We start from the raw sequence: 17,840 nt of genomic DNA, 5'->3' as shown, positions 1-17,840 counted from the left end.
CCGGCGCGCCTTCTTTGCCTACTTTCTTGGCAAGACAAGAAAGTAGGTCGCCGCCCCGCAGGGGTGGTGAAACTGCTTTTGACTTTGACTTCAAGCAGTCCGCAGCCAAAACCCAAAATCAAAAATCAAAAATCAAAAATGCGCCAGATACCCCCCATCCACCGCCAAAACATGCCCAGTAACATATGAAGCCGCCCCCGAAGCCAGAAAAACCACCGCCCCCGCAATCTCCTCCGGCTGCCCCCACCTCCCAAGCGCAGTCCTCTGCCGCAACCACTCGGCAACGCCAGCGTCATCCACCATCGGCTGATTAGGCTCGGTAGCAAAATACCCAGGCGCAACCGCATTCACAGTCACCCCGTCGCGCCCGAGATCCGCTGCCATGGCGCGCGTCAGCGCATCGAGCCCACCCTTGGTAGCGGGATACAGCACATCGTTGGCACGCGCCACCTGCCCGGCAATCGAGCTGACATTGACGATGCGACCGTAGCGCCCGCGCCGCATCAGCTGCGCCGCGTGGCGGCACAAGGCGTAAGGCGCCACCAGGTTGGTCTCCAGCATCTCGCGCAGGTCCGCCGCGTCCAGGTGCGCCATATTGCTGCGGTTGCGCGCGCCGGCGTTGTTGACGAGGATATCCAGGCGGCCATGCGTGGCATCGATGTGGGCGAAGGCGGCGTCAACCGCGGCCGCATCGGTGACGTCGAGCACCAGCGGCTCGGCGCGGCCGCCGTCAGCGGCCAGCGCGGCAACGGCGGCATGCACGCGCTCGGCGTTGCGCGCGGCGACGATGACGTGTGCACCGGCTTGCGCCAGCCCGGCGGCAATCGCCTGGCCCAGGCCTTGCGCGCCGCCGGTGACCAGCGCCACGCGGCCTTCGAGGGAAAAAGGTAAGGTAGCCATGCGGCGACTATACCGCAGCGGGCCTAGCGGATCAGCTTGCCGGTGGACGACACGATCGACATTTCGACAAACGACGAACCCGTATGCCGCGTCGGGCTGTAGCTGATCAGGATGCCGCCGAGGTCATAGTCGCGCAGGCTCTCCAGCGCGCCGACCAGCCGCTCGCGCGTCAGGTCCGGCCCGGCACGGCGCAAGCCCTCTACCAGCACCTTGGCCGACATGAAACCCTCCATCCCGGCATTGCTCGGGTCCACGCCTTGCTGCCGCGCCAGGCTGCGGTATTCGCTGGCAATGCTCATCTGGCTTGAATTGGTGCCTGGCACCACCTGCGTGATGATCAGGCCGCGCGCGTCCTCGCCGAGCTCCTTGATAAAGGAGTCGGCTGCGTTGTTGGACAGCGTGACGAACTGCGCCTGGCTGCCGCCGCGGCGCAGTTCCTTGATCAGCCGCGCCGCCTCGGAGCCGGAGCCGATGACCAGCACCGCTTGCGGGCCGGCCTTGTTGATGGCGGTGACACCGGCCTGGATATCGCCCATCGGGCGCGCAAACGAGGCACTGGCCGCCGGCTGCACGCCACGCGCCTGCAGCGCGGTGCTGAAGCCTTCGAACACGTCCTGGCCAAAGCCGTCGTTGGCGTAGAAGATGGCGATGCGGGTCATGCCCGAGGTGGCAAGATGGTTGATTGCGCGGGCCACCTCGTCCTGGTACTTGGCGCGTACGTTGAACACGTAGCGGTTGACCGGGCGGTGCAAGGTGATGGCGCCGGTCAGCGGCGCCACCAGCGGCACCTTCTCGGTGTTGACGATGGGCAGGATGCTTTCGTTCTGCGGCGTGCCGCGCACCATGAAGAGCGCGAACACCTTGTCTTCCTGGACCAGCTTGCGCACATTGTCGGGCGTGCGCTTGGCGTCGAAGCCGTCGTCGTACGTCACCAGCTCGATGCGCCGCCCTCCTACACCGCCGTTGGCGTTGACCGTTTTCAGGTAGACCTGCGCCCCGGCGATCTGCTCCTTGACCGAGCCCGCCACCGGCCCGGTCACCCCGGCCGATTGCCCGATCTTGATGGTGGTCCTGGTGACCCCTTGCTCGGCCTGTGCCAGCGGCGCAAGCGCACCCAGCGTGGCGGCCAGCAGGCCGCACGCCATCCATGTTGTCTTCATCTCCGACCCCTCGTTCGTTTGCGAATCTTTTGCTTTGTCACGCGCACAACGGATGGGCGCGGCGACAAGCAAATTACCTCAAAGCAAGGCGATTCGGCAAATCGCTGTTGCAAAAGCGGCGAGGGAGGGCTCGGCTGGGGAAATATCGGGCGCTGGCCCGCCGGGGCAGGCGGCCCTCAGGCCGCCGAGCCTCGGCGTGACAACGGGACCGTCCTGCCCATCAGGATGAGGGCAAGCGCAAGGGAGAACTCAGGGAAAAGCGGGTACGGCGGGATCCAGCCCGGCGAAGCGAGCTTCCGGGTGGGCCGATTGCAGCAGCGCTTCGATTTCCTCGACGCGGCCACGCGGCACGTCCACCATCAGCAGGATCTTGCCTTCCTCGATGTCCTTTTCGAAGGCCTTGTGCCGGCTGTTGGGCGCGGAGCAGCCGATCATGCTGGACGCCCAGGCGCCGAACACCGCGCCCAGCACCGCCAGCACGCCAACCAGGCCCCATTGCGGGGTATCGCTGACGATCGGGAACATCGCCACCAGCGCACCTGCCACGATGCCGATGCCACCGCCCACCATCAGCCCCATCTCGGCGGCATGGACGATATCGGAAGTCTGGAACAGGTTGGCTTCATGCAAGCCGCTCATATCGGCGCCATCGCGCGCGACAAAGTGGATATGGCTGTTCTCGATGCGAGCCAGCAGCAAGTCGTCCATGGTGCGGCGAGCACTCGCCAGATCGGGCAACAACCAGAAGATACGTTTGCGCATGACTCTCTCCTCGCTTCAGGCCACGTCAGGCCGTTTCGGACTATCCCGGCAGCGGTGTGCATGCGGAGTCGCCTTCACGCAACCATGCCAGCCAAGCCAGATGGTGGAGGTGCATCCGTATCCGCCCTGGGGACGGGTTTTTTCATTTGTACGCCAGTCGCGGGGGGAGCGCAAGGCAACATCGCAGCGATGCCGCCCACGCGTCACCTCGCGCCGTTTTCTGCCCGTTCGTGTGCGCGGCTTACATCAGAATGTGATCGGCAAGCGCACGGTTACCGTCAGGTTTGGCGTGTCGGTGGTCAGCCCGGCGCCGACCGATACGTTCAGCGTGTACCGGCTGTTGAACCGATAGGAATAGCCCACCAGCAAGGTGCCTTGCGTCACCCGCACCGAGCCCGGCACCGTCGAGCCGTTCTGCTTGGTCGGCCAGATGATGCTCTGGTCGTAGCCGATACTGAACGAGGCATGCTCGTTGAGCGAGAGGCCGATACCGAAATTGAAGCCGAAGATATCGCCCGGCGCGATCTTGCCAAGCGACTCCTGTTGCCCGTTCAGTACCGTGCGGCTGACATTGTCCCGAGCGAAATTGTGCAGATAGCTGAAGGTGCCGAAAAACACCGCTGGGTCGGTCGGCAACAACCACGTAATGCCTGGCTGGATCGCCTGGAAGCCGGTACCCGTGGGCAGCCCCAGCGGCAGGCCGGTGCCGGTGGTATTGCCCACGCAGCGCGTCACGCAATCGGTCACCACATCGAAGGGGCTCTTGCCGGTGGCGGATTTGTAGCGCAGCCAGCCGATGAAGTACGGCATTTTCTCGTTGCCGTAGTTGATCTGGTAGCGCAGGGTCGCCTCCACGTCGCCCAGCCCCTTGCCGCTGGCATTGAAGACGTTATCGACCGCGGTGCCGGTAAAGACTTCACGGCTGATCGTCGAGCCGGAACTCTGCACGTAGGGCACCTTGGCCTCGATCTCCAGGCGCTTGGTGAGGCCGTAGCGAAGCGCGACAGCTTCGATGTAGGTCGAGGTCTTGACCTCGCGCACATCGATCAGGCCGATCAGGATCGCGGGGATGATGGTGTAGCCAACCAGCGCCACCCGGTTGCTGGACGAATATCCGTACTGGAAGCTTGGCTCGACCACCAGCTTGCCAGCGGGTGTCAGCACGCCTGGCTGATCGAAGATCGGCGCGATCGCAGGAGGGGCCGTGTTGGCTTCGGGTGGTTTTCCCACCGGCTGCTCGTCGCCGGCGAGAGCCATCTGGGTGCTGTCCTGCGCACTGCTCTGGTTGTTGTTAGGGGGACTGTCGCTGGCTTGCGGCAGGTTGTTGGTATTGGGCAAGCCTTGCGTGCCCGCCGAGCCGGCAGCGGCGGCAGCGGCATTGGTGGCGGTATCGCCAGGGGTCACGCCGCCGGTGCCAGGCGCGCGCTGGCCGCCGCGCTTTCTCGCCAGCACGTCGGTGCCCAGCACGCTGCGCAACTCGCGGATGGTGGCCTCCTGCTCCGCCATCGAGCGCTTCATCTGCTCCAGGGTGGCGGCCTGCTCGGTCACCTCCCGCTTTAGCGCCTCCAGCTTTGCCGCGGCCGGTCCTTCGTCGGGTGGGGTCTGGCCCTGTGCCATCCCGCCCAGCAACAGCAATGTCGAACACCCGGCCTGACGGATGCCTCGCAGCGACCCTTTTTTCATTTCGCCTTCCTCCCCCGGACGGCGGACTACTTCGCACAGGAGTCCGCAACCTGCTTAACCCATACTGCCTCTCTCTCTTTGCGCAACTTGCTGCCAGTCGTCCGTCTTCAATGCCTGCCGGCTGCACTGAGCAATGCACTGTTCAACGTCGCGTTGGCCACCTGGGCGCGGAATGCCTGCAAGGTGTTAACCCCTGCGTTGATGGTCACCAAGTTCTGGATCGACTGATTGTTCAACGTGTTCTGAATCACCGTCACCGGCGCACCGGCCAGCATGCTCGCCGCGGCGCTATTGCCCGGCCCGTTCTGGATCAGGCTCAGGACGCCGTTGGTAGTTACCGCGGCACCGGCCGCCGCGATCGCTGTCGCCGGCAGGCTGGTCACCACGGTGCCCGCGCTGGCGCTGGCACTGGTGCCGGTACTGCTACTGCTGCCTCCTGCTGCGCTGCTGCCGTTGGCCCCGCTGGTGCCGGCGGTCACGGGATTGGAGGCCAGCGCGTTGCCCACGGCCGTGGCCGCCGCCGCCCCGGCGCCGGTCGCCACACCGAGTGCCGCGGCCAACCGTGTCGCCTGATCGGCGGTGATGCGGCTCACATCGGGAATAGTAAGACTGGTTGACACCACCAATGCACCGTTGATCAGCACTGAGCGTTCGATACCGAACGAAACCTGCAGCCCGCCGCCAACGTCGAAGCCGCCACGCAGGTCATCCAGGCGCTCCTGCGCCACGGGTTTCCAGCTCGCCATGGTGGTGCGAGCCGCGTGCACCTGCGGTGCCGGTGCTTGCGCGCGCACGGCTTCAGGCCTCGCGATGGCGGGGTCGCCGGACGCATCGGCGGCCGGCCGCGCGGCTGCGGCAAAGCCGCCGCGCAGGTCTTGCAGGTGTTTGTCCGCCACCGGCTTCCAGGCAACCGTGTCGGCCTGCGCCGCCGGCGGTGGTGCCGCGGCCTGGAGATCCTTGGTATCCGATGGAGCGGATGGCCCGGATGGCTCGGATGCGGCCTCGAGCGCGCCGCTGCTATCTGTCGTGGGATCCAGCGCGACTTCGGCGGGGTGGTCCGCCAGGGACGCCGCAATGGGTTCTTGCTGGGCCGGCGTCCGGCCGGCCATGCTGCCGAGCGCGGCAGCCAGGTAAGGGTTATCGGTCCGGTTATCGGTTTGCTCCGGCACGGCCGGCGCTGCGGCAAGGCCGGCGGCGCCGGACGCGCTATGCGAGTCGAGCGCCTCGATCCCGGTGCCTTCGTCGGCCCGCGCTTGCCCGGCGCAGGCCAGGCCAGCGCCCAGCAACACCACTGCGGTGGCCGAACCGGCCCCGCCGCGGCGGCGCTGCGCTGGCTTTGAGGATGTCTGGAACATGGTACGTTCCTTAGAAATCGCTACCGCCATGCGAAGGCATGACGGTGAAGAACAGACTATCCCGGTTGATGCCCATCGAATAAGGGCCGCTTGGCGCGATGCGCCAATCGGCTGCGAGATTGAACCGCGCCGATTCCTCGCGGTTGTGAATCACGAACAGCAAATGGCTGTCCCAGATCTGCTCGAAGTGCTCGCGCGACAGCGCGCGCGTGCCCAGCGCCGGATCTCCGACCAGCACGCGGTTGCCATGCACGCCCTTGACCACGACGAAATGGTGGTAGCCATTCTCGATCACCAGCACGATGGCCGGGATCTGGGTTTCCTCCAGCTTGGAAAGCGGCAATTCATAGCCGTCGGCCAGGAAGCCGCGCGACTCCAGGAAGCGTTTCATATCCAGCAGCGAGAAGCCCTCCTGCCGGATCTTGGCTTGGTCGCCGTTGACGTACATGTTCTGGAACACCGTCTGTTCATTGACCGGATAGCCATACTGGTAGGTGAGCAGCGTCGCCACGGCGGCGGAGCCGCAACTAAAGTCGTATTGCTGGCGAATGGTGGTCTTGTACCGCGCCTCCTTGAGACTGGTCACCCGTACGTTGTAGTAGTTGCCGCCATCGCCCGTGACGACGGCGTAGTCGGCCCAGGCCAGCGGTGCGCTGGCCGAAACCAGCAGCAGCGTAGCCTGCAAAAGCAGCTTGCGCAGCGTCATGGCTTGAACTGGACGTTAATGATGGTCGCGTTCTGGATCAGCACATTGGAACCCGTGTTCTGGATCACGGTAGGCAAACCCGCGGCACTGGCGAAAGACCCTTCGGCAATGCTGTTGGAGCCGCTGATCACACGGTTGGCGCTGTTGTCCGCCACCGTGCCGGCCAGACGCATGTCATTGACCACGAGCTCGGAGCCGCCACGGATATCCTGCAGTTTGTCGCTGCCGACAGGCTTGCCGAGACCGGCGAGAACGCCGCGCTCACGCGCGGTCGCTGGAGGCGTTTGGTCCGGTGCCGCCGCACTGTGTTCCGTGGCGGTGCCGGTGTTGACCGCAGGCACTGCGGCAGATGGCCCCGCGGGCTGCGGCTCGGCGTAGGCCTGCAGGCCAGGCCAAACCAGGATTGCTGCCGTCATCGCGATGACAGCGGAGCGGACCGATCGCATTGGTGTCTCCTTCAGCCTTCTGTTTGGCGTCCCCATCCTGACGCTCACACAAGAGACGAGTGGACTCTTCGTCGAATGGGCATCCCGGACACGAACAACGCGCCGGAATGCCCTAAGTTGCCGGAGTCAAGCCGTGCCGGCGGGACGTGCGCGCGGGCCATCCACCCGCTGCGCGCGCCACCACCGCGCACTTGCCTTACTTGCCGACCGCCAGGTTGGCCTGGACGTTGACGCTTTGTTGCACCAGCGAAGCGAAGCCGCTGTTTTGGTTGGCGATCATGATGCCCGCCGCCGACTGACCAACGCTGGTCATGGTGTTGGACATATTGAAGGTGCCAGCATTGACAGAGTTGCTACCGCCGGCACCGCCGGCTCCGCCCACTGCGCCATTGCCGGTACCACCGGTGCCGCCCATGCCCACGCCGCCAGCGCCACCGGCGCCGGATGCCGCACCAACCGCGCCGTTGCCGGCCGTTGCGCTACCGTTGCTGGCCATGGTCGATGCGCCGCCATTGGTCGCGCTACCGCCTGCACCGCCGTTGCCGGCCACGCTGGTTTGGGCACCGCCCGCGCCGCCCGTGCCAGTGGCTGCGCCGGCAGTAGAGGTCGCCGCGCCGCCGCTACCCGAGCCGCCTGCGCCGCCCGTGCCGCCGGCTGCACCGCCGGTAGCCACAGCCGTGCCAGCGCCACTGGAGCCACCGGCGCCACCCGATGCCGATGCGGCGCCACCGGTCGCAGTAGCCGTACCGGCACTGCCGTTGCCACCACTTCCATTGTTGCCCTTGGCTTTGCTGTCTCCGCCGACGCCAACGCTTGCCGCAAGCGCGCCACCGCCGTCACTACCGGCGCTGCCGCCCTTGCCGCCGCTGCCCGTCTTTGCCGCGCCGAGCGCGCCGCCGCCGTCACTGTAGACACTGCCGCCCTTGCCACCCAGGCCAGCACTGCCAGCGAGCGAATCGCCACCAGACGCCTTGGCGTTGCCGCCGTCGCCGCCCCAGCCAACGGCCTTGCCGCCATTGCCGCCGTCGCCCGCATTGGCGCTGCCGTTGGAGGCATAGCCTGCAGTGGCGCTGCCATTGGTAGCCGAACCGCCGCTGCCGCCGTTGCCGCCATTGCCGCTGTTGCCGCCGTTGCCACCAGTGCCGCCCTTGCCGGTGCCGCCATATCCAGCGCCGCCCTTGCCACCGGCGCCGCCATTGGCGTTGCCGTTGTTGGTGGCAACGTTGCCGATATTGCCGATCGAGATGCCGCTCACCGAGCCAGATAGCTTGCTGATTGCGATGGCCTTGCTACTGTTGAAGGAGTTGCTGAAGTTGGCGGTGGCCGTGCTGCCGTTGTTGGCGCCAGCGTTGCCATAGCCAGCGTCGAAGGTGACCTTGCCCTTGTTATCGGCGTTGGTCTTGGTAACGGTGGTGTTCTTGGTCGAGGTCTTGGTGTCTACCTTGGTGTGAGTGCTGGAATCCTGCCACGCCGTGGAGTTCTCGTTTGCCGCAGCGCCACTACCGGACTGAGTTGAAGTTGCAGTGGCCGTTTGTGTGTTGCTGCCATCTGATTTCGCGCTATTGTTGTTCGTCGGATTGGCCCAGGCCTGACCGCCAGCCCCAAGGGCTAAAGCAATCGCCGACGCAAGTAAGGTCTTTTTCATACAAAGCTCCCAGGAGGATGTCACAGCGGCTCAGCCTCGCTCCGGCACTCGGGGAGAACGCCGGCTAAAGGCTCAGGTCCGGCATTCCGCCAAACCAGCCTCTCATTGCGCATAATCAGTGCCAGGGAGCGGTTCAAATCCCGTAATCCCTTGAAACACAAGGGCTACAAAGCCATCCAATCAGCCTTTTTCTAGCTTCCTGAGGACAGTCGCGGACGCCGCCGCTGTGAACCGCACACGACATGTCACACGGCTGTGACACGGCCGGACGCATCGCATGGCCAGGCTTTCCCCGGGACAGGCGAAAATCCCCTGCTATCAGGCCTTTAGCGGGGTTCCTAAGGAAAACCCTTGGCCGCAGGCGCTGTATCGCGAATGAAACACGCCTCGCTGCCGGTGCACTGGTCGTCGCTCGCGACGGGTCTCCACCCTTCGGATGACACCCGGCCGCTGCAGTCCGGCACGGCATGTGTTGCCTGCCGGGCAGTGGCCTTAATGTATGGAGATTGCGCTGCATGCTGCCTATGCGGTGCGCGCGCGCAACGCCTTCGCAACGTTTAAGTAACTAATAAGCAACATTTGGCAACATGACTAGGCTCTATGTCTGATTTAAAGTACATTAAGGCTAATTCAAACCTGTCGCCCAATCACAAGGGAAACCATGAGTGAAGCCGTCGTTCCCCTGTATCACCAGATTTACGTGGTACTACGCCAACAGATCGTGGAAGGCCGCTTTGGTCAAGGCCCCTTGCCCGGTGAAATCGACCTCGCCAAGCAGTTTCACGCCTCGCGCGTGACCATGCGGCGCGTGTTCGACCGCCTGGTGCAGGAGGGTCTGGTACGCCGTCACCGTGGCCTTGGCACCTTCGTCAACCCGCATCCGATCAAGCCGGTCACGCTCGGCGACCGGCCCGGCAGCCTGCTCGACAACATCATCGACATGGGCCAGAAGACCTCGGTCAAGGTGATCTCGATCGACGATGTGCATGCCACCCCGGAAGTCGCCGAAGCGCTTGGCCTGCAGCCGGGCGACCCGGTGGTCAAGGTGGTGCGCGTGCGTCATTACGGCAGCCGCCCTCTGTCGCACATCACAGCCTATCTGCCGGCCGACCTGGGCCGCGGCCTGAATCGCAAGGATCTCGAGATCACGCCAATGCTGCGCCTGCTCGAGGCTGCGGGCGTGCAGCTTGGGCGCGCCAGCCAGACGCTCTCGGCCCGGCTGGCCGACGTGGTGGTAGCGCCGTTGCTGGACGTGCCGGTAGGCGGTGCGCTGCTGGCGGTGCGCCGCGTGGTGCTGGACAAGGCTGGCCGCCCGGTGCAATTCCTGCTAGGCCAATACCGTCCGGACCGCTACGAGTACCGCATGGAGCTCTCTCCCGCAGGTGGCGACAGCGCCAACGTGTGGGTGGAGCGCGAAGCACGGACGGGGCTGCGCGAGTAAGGAAAGCAAGCGATACTGCACGCTCACGATCTTCCTGGAAGGAAACCGCGATGCCTGCTCCCCGCATGGGCCGACCACGCTCCCAAGCGCTCACACACCCCTCGCGCCGCAAGGCAATGCGCGGGCTGCTCGGCGCCGCCGCCAGCCTTGCTTTGCTTGCGCAGGCGCCGTCGACGCGCGCCCAGGTGGCCGGACGCAAACCCATCCGCATCCTGGTGGGCGCGCCCGCCGGAGGCACCACGGACACGCTGGCGCGCACCATCGCCCAGGAAATGTCCCGGGAGCTGGACCAGCCCGTGCTGGTGGAAAACCGCCCGGGTGCCGGCGGCAATATCGCCGCCGACCTGGTCGCCAAGAGCGCACCCGACGGCACCACCTTGCTGATGAGCTTCACCAGCCACACCATCAACGCCACGCTGTACAAGAAGCTGCCCTTCGACCCGGTCCAGGATTTCACGCCGATCACGCTGGTGGCGACCGTCCCCAGCGTGCTGGTTGCCACGCCGAGCCTGCCCGCGAATAACATCCCGGAATTGATCCAGTTGGCCAAGAGCAAGCCCGGCAAGCTGAATTTTGCGATCGGCTCGGTGGGTTCGTCCGTGCACCTGGCCGGCGACATGTTCAAGATGATGACGAACACCTACATCGTCAACATCCCCTACAAGGGCACTGCGCCGGCCATTACCGACCTGCTCTCGGGCCAGGTCGACCTGATGTTCGCCAGTACCTTCAATGTGCTCCCGCACGTCAGGAGCGGGAAACTCAAGGTGCTTGGCGTCACCAGCCCGGCGCCGCTGCCGCAGTTCCCCGGCGTCGCGCCGATCGGCGCCACCGTCAAGGGGTTCGAGTCCAGCGCCTGGTTCGGCCTGTTCGGCCCCGCCGGCCTGCCGCCGGACGTCTTGCAGGCGCTATACCAGGCTGCCCGCAAGGGCCTTGAAGCGCCCGCGGTGCACAAGCGCCTGGAGCTCGACGGCGCGCAGCCGGTCGGCAATTCGCCGGAGGCCTTTGCCGCTTTCGTGCGCAATGACATCAAGCGCTGGGCCAAGGTGGTCAAGTATTCGGGAGCCACGCCGGAATGAGACCGCTTGCCGGGCCCGCCCACACCCCGGCCACGTTGGCGCAGAAGCTGGTTGCCCGGGCTGCCGGCCTGGAGACGGTCACGCCGGGCACCATCGTGACGTGCCGGGTGGACCTGGCCATGTCGCACGATTCCAGCGGCCCGCGCCGGGTAGCGCCGCTGCTGCGCGAACTGGGCGCCAAAGTGTGGGACCCGGAGCGCTATGTGGTGGTGACCGATCACTACCTGCCCGCGGCCGATCCCGAGGCAGAGGCCATCGTGCGCTTCACCCGCGACTGGGTCCGCGAGGCGCGCCTGCCCCACTTCATCGACGGCGAAGGCATCTGCCACCTGGTATTGCCCGAACACGGCCACGTGCTGCCGGGACGCTTCATCGTGGGCGGCGATAGCCACAGCCCCACCGGCGGCGCGTTCGGGGCCTATATGTTCGGCATCGGCGCGACGGAGATGGCTGGCGTGCTGGCCACCGGCGAGATCTGGTTGCGCGTGCCGCATACCATCCGCCTGCAATGGGACGGCAGGCTCTCGGCCGGGGTTTGCGCCAAGGACATCATGCTGTTCCTGTGCGGCCGGCTGGGACTGGACGGCGGCCGCTATGAAGCCATCGAATATACCGGCGAGGCCGTGATGGCCCTGCCCATGCAGGAACGCATGACGCTGACCAACATGAGTGCCGAGCTTGGCGCACAGACCGGCCTGATCGCGCCCGACGCCACCACACGGGCCTGGCTGGCGCAGGCCGGCGTGCCCGCCGCGACGCTCGACGCCATCGCGCTCTCGCACTGGCGCACCGAGCCCGGCGCGCCAGTGCTGGCGAACCACCGCTTCGACGCGGCCGCGCTGGCGCCGCAGGTGGCCGCGCCGCATTCACCGGCCAACACCGGCCCGGTCGACCAGGCCGCCGGCCAACGCGTGGACATCGCCTACCTGGGTGCCTGCACCGGCGCCAAGCTGGAGGACCTGCGCATGGCTGCCAGCGTGCTGCGCGGCCGGCGCGTGGCGCCGGGGGTCACGCTGCAGGTGGCGCCCGCCTCGTTGCGCGACCAGCGCCAGGCCGAGAGCGAGGGCACGCTGGCCATCTTGCTGGATGCCGGGGCGCAATTGCTGCCCAATGCGTGCAACGCGTGCGCGGGCTATGGCCCTTCCCGCTTTCCTGCCAACAGCCGCGCCATCGCCTCGACCGCGCGCAATTTTGCCGGCCGCATGGGCGAGAGCGGCAGCGCGGTCTGGCTGGCTTCGCCGCTGACCGTGGCGGCGTCCGCCGTCACCGGAAGCATCACCGACCCGCGCGGGTTGCTGCCATGAGCCCAGCCCCCATCCCCCCCCTTCCGGGCGGCCGGATCTGGCGCTTTGGCGACAACGTGGATACCGACCAGATGGCACCCGGCGCCCATATGAAGGGGGGTGTCGAAGAGATTGCCCGCCACTGCCTGGCCGGGCTGCGCCCCGAGTTTCCAGCCACGGTGCGCCCCGGCGACCTGCTGGTGGCCGGGCGTAATTTTGGCGTGGGATCCTCGCGCGAGCAGGCGCCGCAGGCACTGCGCCATCTCGGCCTGGCCGCGGTGATTGCGCCGTCTTTCGCTGGCCTTTTCTACCGCAATGCGATCAATCTGGGCCTGCCGGCGCTGATCTGCCCCGATGTCACGCGCCTGGTGGATGGCGGCACGGCGCGGCTCGAGCTCGAGCAGGCTTGCCTGATGCTGCCCGATGGCAAGCGCGTGGCTTGCGAGCCGATCCCCGAATTCCTGCGTGCCTTGCTGCAGGCCGGCGGGCTGGTGCCGCATTTGCGGGCCAGGCTGGCGGCGCAGCGCTAAAGGCGCCCGCACAGGCAGCAGCGCAACCTCAAGCAGGGCGCCAGCAGGCGAACTGGCGCAGCAAGGCCATCACTTCCTCATCGGTGGTCTGCCTGAAATCCAGGTAGAACGCGCCGACGGCGCCAAAGCTGGCTGGCACGTTCAGGCAGATCACCTCGTCCGCCGAGGCGCGCAGGCCGGCTTCGCCCTCGATGGAGGCAACTGGCACGGCCGCCACCACCCGCTTTGCCTGCGCCCGGCGCACGCCCTCCAGCGCGGCGCGCATGGTGGCGCCGGTTGCCACGCCATCGTCCACCACGATCACGGTGCGCCCAGCCATGGCCGGCACGGACGCACCACCGCGATAGCGCTGCTGCCGCCGCCCGATCTCGTCGAGCTGGCGGCCGCGCTCGGCATCGAACGCACCGCTGTCGCGTGCGCGGCGCGTCCAGGGATCGTCGTTTGCCACCGTCAGCGGCGCACTGCCAGCGGCGTCGCCCTCCACCACCGCGCCCAGCGCCAGCTCGGGATAGCCGGGAGCGCCGATCTTGCGGACCAGCAGGATATCGAGCCGTCCCTCGAGGATCCGCGCCACCTCGAAGGCAACCGGCACACCGCCGCGCGGCAGCGCCAGCACCAGCGGCGCCTCGCCAGCCGCAGCGGCGCCAAAGCCGCGTTCCGCCAGGTGCCGTCCAAGAAAGATCCCGGCTTCGCGGCGATCGGCAAAGCACGGCGGCAATGGCGGGAAGCGTGACATGGCTGGCTCCTGCAGAGGGTCGGTCGGGCCGGGGCAGGCCAGTGCTGCAGCGGTGCCGGCACGCGCTCACGGCAGCGAGGCAACGCGGCGTGCGCGTGCACTAGCCAAATATAGACCGATAAGGCCGGCGAATCGAGATGGGGAAAGGAATCCGGAAAGGAAAGCAGGATGGGACGGCTAAGGCACCGTGCATGCCCGATCACCGCGCCACGTGCTGGCGGCGCCTCGGCCAGCGCGCCATTGGATGGGATTGCGCAACAGTGTATTTTGCCAGGGCCGGATTATCTTTCTGGCACGTTTAGCTAAGATGGCCGGTACCGATGGCAGCCGCAGGAATCGCCATTTCACCAGCGCCAGCTACGAGGCATCACCGCGTGGCACGCCCGTCAGACTCAGCGAGAACGCACATGAGCACACATCACAAATCCACGCACGACACCCAGCGCAAGGAACAGGCAGTCACTGACGCCAGCGGCCTCGGCCTCGATATCCCATACGGCTCGCTCGACGCGGCGGCACTTGCCGAGCTGCCGTATACGTTTCGACCGGTGGGCGCCGCCACTCGCTTCTACAACGAGTGCTTCAGCTGAGCCGCTCTGAACCGCTGAATGCGGCAACGCCGCGGATGCCCGGAGTCGCGTGACCCCGGCCATCCGCGGCGTTTTCCATTGCGCCATTGCGCTCACGCGTTAGCGGGTACGCTTGGCGTCTTGCTTGGCATCACCATAAGCGGCCTGCGTCTTGCCGGCGATCTGCTCCGCCTTGCCTTTGATCTCGGTGCTGGCGCTGCCGGTCACCTTCCCGGCAACTTCCTTCACCTTGCCCTTGGCTTCCTCGATACGGCCCTTCACTTGATCCTTGTTCATGGTCAGCTCCAGTTTTAGCGACGGTACAGGAATGAATCGCCCTCCAGCGGCGAGCCGGCAATCTCGCCGTGCCCGCGCCGTGCCCACATGCATGGACAGGAGGGCGCTGAAATCAGCTTAGGCAGTCGCGGCGGCCTTGCGTGTCAGGCGGCGGCTGTAAGCCCTGTAGGACGAATGCCCAGGCGAATGCGCACGCGTCCGGGATTGACGCGCGAATGAGGCACGGCCGTCCGGGGAGACAGGGAAATCAACAGGGAAATCAACAGGGAAATCAAAAGAGCGCCTCGCGTGGGAACACGAGGCGCTGGCCGGCAAGGAGATTCCAGCAGGGAGGCGCATAGCCCGACGGGGAAAGTAAGGCTACACGCGGATTCTATATCATTTTTATCAATTAAAAACAGAGGTGATGTTTCATATTTGCGCAAAAAAACCGATCCGACGAAACAGGATCAGACGCACTCCGGCACACCCAGGCTGCCGCCAGGCAACGCTGCCGGCGCGCCGCGCTCGAGATGCGCGGGCAGCCACTCGCATAGCCCGGCCCGCGTCAGCGGGCGCGCGAAGTGATAGCCCTGCCCCAGGCGCACGCCCTTGCCCGCCAGCCACGCGCGCTGCGCCTCGCATTCGATGCCTTCAGCCACCACCGCCAGATCCAGGGCGTGCGCAAAGTTGATGGTAACGTCGACGATCTGGCCGCTCACCTTGTCGCCAGGATCGGCCTGCACAAAGATGCGATCGAGCTTGAGGAAGTCCACCTCGAACTGCTTGAAGTAGGCCAGCCCGCAGTAGCCGGTGCCGAAGTCGTCCACCGCCAGCTTGATGCCGCGCGCCTTGGCGCGCTGGATCGCGCTGCGCTGGTGCTCCACCAGCGAGACGGCATCGCGCTCCGTGATTTCCAGCACCGGGGTCACGTTGGCCCGCAGCAGCGCGAACAGCGGCGAGTCTTCGGCCCAGAAGCCCGCGTCGTCGAAGTGCTCGCTGGAGACGTTGAAGGCGAGATGGAACGCGGGCGGCAACGCCAGCGACTCCAGATCGCGCAGCACGCGGGGGATCAGGTTCAGCGTCAGCGCGACCGCCAGATGCTGTTGCTCGATGGCCTGGATGAAATGCTCCGGCTCGAGCAAGCCGCGCCGCGGGTGCGCCCAGCGTGCCAGCACTTCCAGCCCCGTGCATAGCCCGCTCTCCAGATCGACCACCGGTTGGTAGTAAGGCACGAACTCGCCGTTGCGCAGCCCGCGCTGCAGCTCCGCGGCAAAGGAGCGGCGCGCCGCCCGGCGCGAATGCAGCCCCAGCACCACCAGCGCGGCGATGCCTGCGGCCAGCGGTGGCAGCACCATGTACTTGAGGCTCTCATGCAGCATCAGGCTGTGCGGCGCGCTCGCGATGACGGTGATCGGGTGTCCCGTCAGTGGCCGGATATCGACAATGCCATGCGCGCCCTGCCCGGCGTCATCACGCCGCACCAGGGCTGGGGCACCGGCGTGCTCGCCCGCGCCGCCCAACTCGCCACCAACGCCGCCGTTGAGCATGAAACGCCTGCCCGCCACCTCGATCTCGATACCGGGAAATCCCAGCTTGCCCGCCGACTGCACCATGTCGGCCAGGTAACGCCCCTCCACCCAGACAAGCACGCCGCCGCCCGGGGCAGTGCCTAAGAACACGGCAAGCGCCATGCTGCCACCGCGAGGGGGCTTGGCAAGGAGGTACTGCAACCCGGGCTGCCAGTTCAGCAGCTCGCCCAGGGGGGTCGCGATCTCGCCGCGCACCGCCGAGCAATAGCGCATGCCGCGCGCCACCAGCACCACATCGCGGATATAGGCGGTATAGGCACCCTGCTCCTGCAACTGGCGCGCCACGCGGCGGCAGGGTGCGCCCACCAACGCACGGTCCTGGTAGGCAATGTCAAGCGTATCGGCCAGCGCGAGTTCCAGGTTGTCACGCACCGCCGACGCCATGCGCTCCACGCGCTCGCGCGCATCGTGCGCGGCCAGCATCGCGACCAGCCATAGTGCCAGGCCGGTGGCAAGCAACGCCGCCAGCAAGGCGGGCCGCCGCGCCCCGGCGCGGCCGGCTTCTCCCCGCAGACAGCGCTTCATATTGCCGCCGGCAGGCTGAGGGTGACGACGGTGCCCTTGCCGATCTCGCTGGCAAGCGTGATCTGCCCCTGATGCACCGCCACGATCTCGCGCACGATCGCCAGGCCCAGGCCGTTCCCCGTTGCATTGCCCTGCCGGTTGGCCCGGTAAAAATTGTCGAACGCCATGCCCGCTTCTTCCTTCGTCATGCCGATACCCCGATCCTCGACCCTGACCGAGACCTTTTCCTGCTCTAGCGGCAGCGGCTCGACCGTGACGGTAACTTCGTCTTTCCCGTCTGAATACTTCAGCGCATTTTCTATCAGGTTGCGTACCGCCTGTGTCAATTGCGCGCGGTCCGCCAAAACGTGCAGCGGCACGCCGGCATCGATCACGCGCACCCTGCCCGCTTCGGTGAACTCGCCCGCCACCGTCTCGCGCACGAGCGTGGCTACCTCCACGCGTTCACGCTCGAGCATGCCGCTGCTGCGCGCTTCGATGCGGGCCAGGTCGAGCAGGTCGGACAACAGCGCATTGAGCTGGCCGGCACGGGCGTGGATGGCATGATAAATACCGCTGCGCCGCTCCACCGGCACCACATCGGCACTCAGCAGTTCGGCATAGCCGGCAATGCCCGCCACGGGCGCCTTGAGCTCGTGCGCGGCCGCGGAGACAAAATGGGATTTCATGCGGTCATGGCGCAGTTGCGTCGTCACGTCGCGCAGCACCAGCACCAGGCCGCCGCCGCTGGCCGCATGCACGATGCGCACCTCGTAGGCGGGCGACACCGCCATGTCGAATTCGACGATGCCGGCGAACTCCCCGGCCGGCTCAGCCCGGTCCAGCTCCGCCAGGAGCTGCTCGGCGCGGCAGGCCTGCCGCGCCGCACGCCGGCCGCGGTAGAGCCAGTGGACAAACTCGCGCTGCGTGGCGCCGCGCAGCCGCGACAACGACACGCCCAGCAGTTCGCACAGCGCGGTATTGGTCTCGTCGATCACACGATCGCGGCCAAACACCGCCACACCGTCGGGCATGGCCAGAAACAGCCCGCGCAAATGCTGCTTCTTCTCGGCCAGGATATCGCGCACCACGGTCTCGGGGGGGGGGGGGGGGGGGGGGGGGGGGGGGGGGGGGGGGGGGGGGGGGGGGGGGGGGGGGGGGGGGGGGGGGGGG

At 66.5% G+C, this 17,840-nt stretch carries 17 protein-coding genes; 5 read left to right on the top strand and 12 right to left on the bottom strand.

What is annotated here, in order from left to right; translation table 11 throughout:
* Positions 1-132: 132 nt before the first annotated feature.
* From AC1Q7Q_RS40150 to AC1Q7Q_RS40115, 8 genes are all read right to left on the bottom strand, one after another.
* Entirely contained in the window at positions 133-900 is a 768-nt protein-coding gene (locus tag AC1Q7Q_RS40150) for an SDR family oxidoreductase (protein ID WP_183034760.1), read from the bottom strand.
* A 23-nt stretch (positions 901-923) separates the two neighbouring features.
* A complete protein-coding gene (locus AC1Q7Q_RS40145) occupies positions 924-2,060 on the bottom strand; it encodes an ABC transporter substrate-binding protein (RefSeq protein WP_492371854.1) in 1,137 nt (378 codons plus the stop codon).
* A gap of 249 nt (positions 2,061-2,309) precedes the next feature.
* On the bottom strand, positions 2,310-2,822 hold the full coding sequence (locus tag AC1Q7Q_RS40140; RefSeq protein WP_492371855.1) for a DUF1269 domain-containing protein: 513 nt from the start codon (positions 2,820-2,822) through the stop codon (positions 2,310-2,312).
* 246 nt (positions 2,823-3,068) lie between these two features.
* Positions 3,069-4,505, bottom strand: a complete 1,437-nt coding sequence (locus AC1Q7Q_RS40135) for an acetate kinase (protein ID WP_492371856.1) — start codon at positions 4,503-4,505, stop codon at positions 3,069-3,071.
* Between the two features lie 107 nt (positions 4,506-4,612).
* On the bottom strand, positions 4,613-5,860 hold the full coding sequence (locus AC1Q7Q_RS40130; protein WP_492371857.1) for a hypothetical protein: 1,248 nt from the start codon (positions 5,858-5,860) through the stop codon (positions 4,613-4,615).
* 10 nt (positions 5,861-5,870) lie between these two features.
* Positions 5,871-6,566 carry a C39 family peptidase gene (locus AC1Q7Q_RS40125; RefSeq protein WP_492371858.1) on the bottom strand — a complete coding sequence of 232 codons (696 nt, stop codon included), beginning with the start codon at positions 6,564-6,566 and terminating at the stop codon, positions 5,871-5,873.
* Entirely contained in the window at positions 6,563-7,012 is a 450-nt protein-coding gene (locus AC1Q7Q_RS40120; RefSeq protein ID WP_492371859.1) for a hypothetical protein, read from the bottom strand. Before AC1Q7Q_RS40120 ends, AC1Q7Q_RS40125 begins: the two co-directional genes overlap by 4 nt.
* Before the next feature lie 196 nt (positions 7,013-7,208).
* Positions 7,209-8,657, bottom strand: coding sequence for a hypothetical protein (locus tag AC1Q7Q_RS40115; protein ID WP_492371860.1), 1,449 nt, complete (start codon positions 8,655-8,657; stop codon positions 7,209-7,211).
* A gap of 661 nt (positions 8,658-9,318) precedes the next feature.
* Here AC1Q7Q_RS40115 and AC1Q7Q_RS40110 point away from each other — a divergent pair.
* Genes AC1Q7Q_RS40110 through AC1Q7Q_RS40095 form a run of 4 tightly spaced genes read left to right on the top strand, consistent with a single transcriptional unit; the run spans position 9,319 to position 12,990 of the window.
* The gene (locus AC1Q7Q_RS40110; protein WP_253928545.1) at positions 9,319-10,098 is read left to right on the top strand and encodes a GntR family transcriptional regulator; all 780 of its coding nucleotides are present in this window, start codon (positions 9,319-9,321) and stop codon (positions 10,096-10,098) included.
* A 50-nt stretch (positions 10,099-10,148) separates the two neighbouring features.
* Positions 10,149-11,177 (top strand): tripartite tricarboxylate transporter substrate binding protein, encoded by a 1,029-nt coding sequence (locus AC1Q7Q_RS40105; protein ID WP_492371861.1) that lies wholly within the window; start codon positions 10,149-10,151, stop codon positions 11,175-11,177.
* Positions 11,174-12,481 (top strand): 3-isopropylmalate dehydratase large subunit, encoded by a 1,308-nt coding sequence (locus tag AC1Q7Q_RS40100; protein ID WP_492371862.1) that lies wholly within the window; start codon positions 11,174-11,176, stop codon positions 12,479-12,481. The genes AC1Q7Q_RS40105 and AC1Q7Q_RS40100 overlap by 4 nt, the downstream gene beginning before the upstream one ends.
* Positions 12,478-12,990 (top strand): LeuD/DmdB family oxidoreductase small subunit, encoded by a 513-nt coding sequence (locus AC1Q7Q_RS40095; RefSeq protein WP_492371863.1) that lies wholly within the window; start codon positions 12,478-12,480, stop codon positions 12,988-12,990. Before AC1Q7Q_RS40100 ends, AC1Q7Q_RS40095 begins: the two co-directional genes overlap by 4 nt.
* A 28-nt stretch (positions 12,991-13,018) precedes the next feature.
* Here AC1Q7Q_RS40095 and AC1Q7Q_RS40090 read toward each other — a convergent pair whose 3' ends face one another.
* Entirely contained in the window at positions 13,019-13,726 is a 708-nt protein-coding gene (locus AC1Q7Q_RS40090) for a phosphoribosyltransferase (RefSeq protein ID WP_492371864.1), read from the bottom strand.
* A 407-nt stretch (positions 13,727-14,133) separates the two neighbouring features.
* Between AC1Q7Q_RS40090 and AC1Q7Q_RS40085 the strand changes: the two genes are divergently transcribed.
* Positions 14,134-14,316: a hypothetical protein gene (locus AC1Q7Q_RS40085; protein ID WP_492371865.1), complete on the top strand. Its 183-nt coding sequence runs from the start codon at positions 14,134-14,136 to the stop codon at positions 14,314-14,316.
* 99 nt (positions 14,317-14,415) lie between these two features.
* Here the strand turns inward: AC1Q7Q_RS40085 and AC1Q7Q_RS40080 are convergent, their stop codons facing one another.
* From AC1Q7Q_RS40080 to AC1Q7Q_RS40070, 3 genes are all read right to left on the bottom strand, one after another.
* Positions 14,416-14,592, bottom strand: a complete 177-nt coding sequence (locus AC1Q7Q_RS40080; RefSeq protein ID WP_492371866.1) for a CsbD family protein — start codon at positions 14,590-14,592, stop codon at positions 14,416-14,418.
* Between the two features lie 449 nt (positions 14,593-15,041).
* Entirely contained in the window at positions 15,042-16,688 is a 1,647-nt protein-coding gene (locus AC1Q7Q_RS40075) for an EAL domain-containing protein (RefSeq protein ID WP_492371867.1), read from the bottom strand.
* Positions 16,685-17,755: a PAS domain-containing sensor histidine kinase gene (locus AC1Q7Q_RS40070; protein ID WP_492387294.1), complete on the bottom strand. Its 1,071-nt coding sequence runs from the start codon at positions 17,753-17,755 to the stop codon at positions 16,685-16,687. Before AC1Q7Q_RS40070 ends, AC1Q7Q_RS40075 begins: the two co-directional genes overlap by 4 nt.
* Between the last annotated feature and the right edge of the window lie 85 nt (positions 17,756-17,840).

This window comes from Cupriavidus sp. GW823-FHT07A04 (assembly GCF_058794615.1).
The sequence above is the reverse complement of the archived record's forward strand: the minus strand, read 5'-3'. Positions and strand labels throughout refer to the sequence as shown.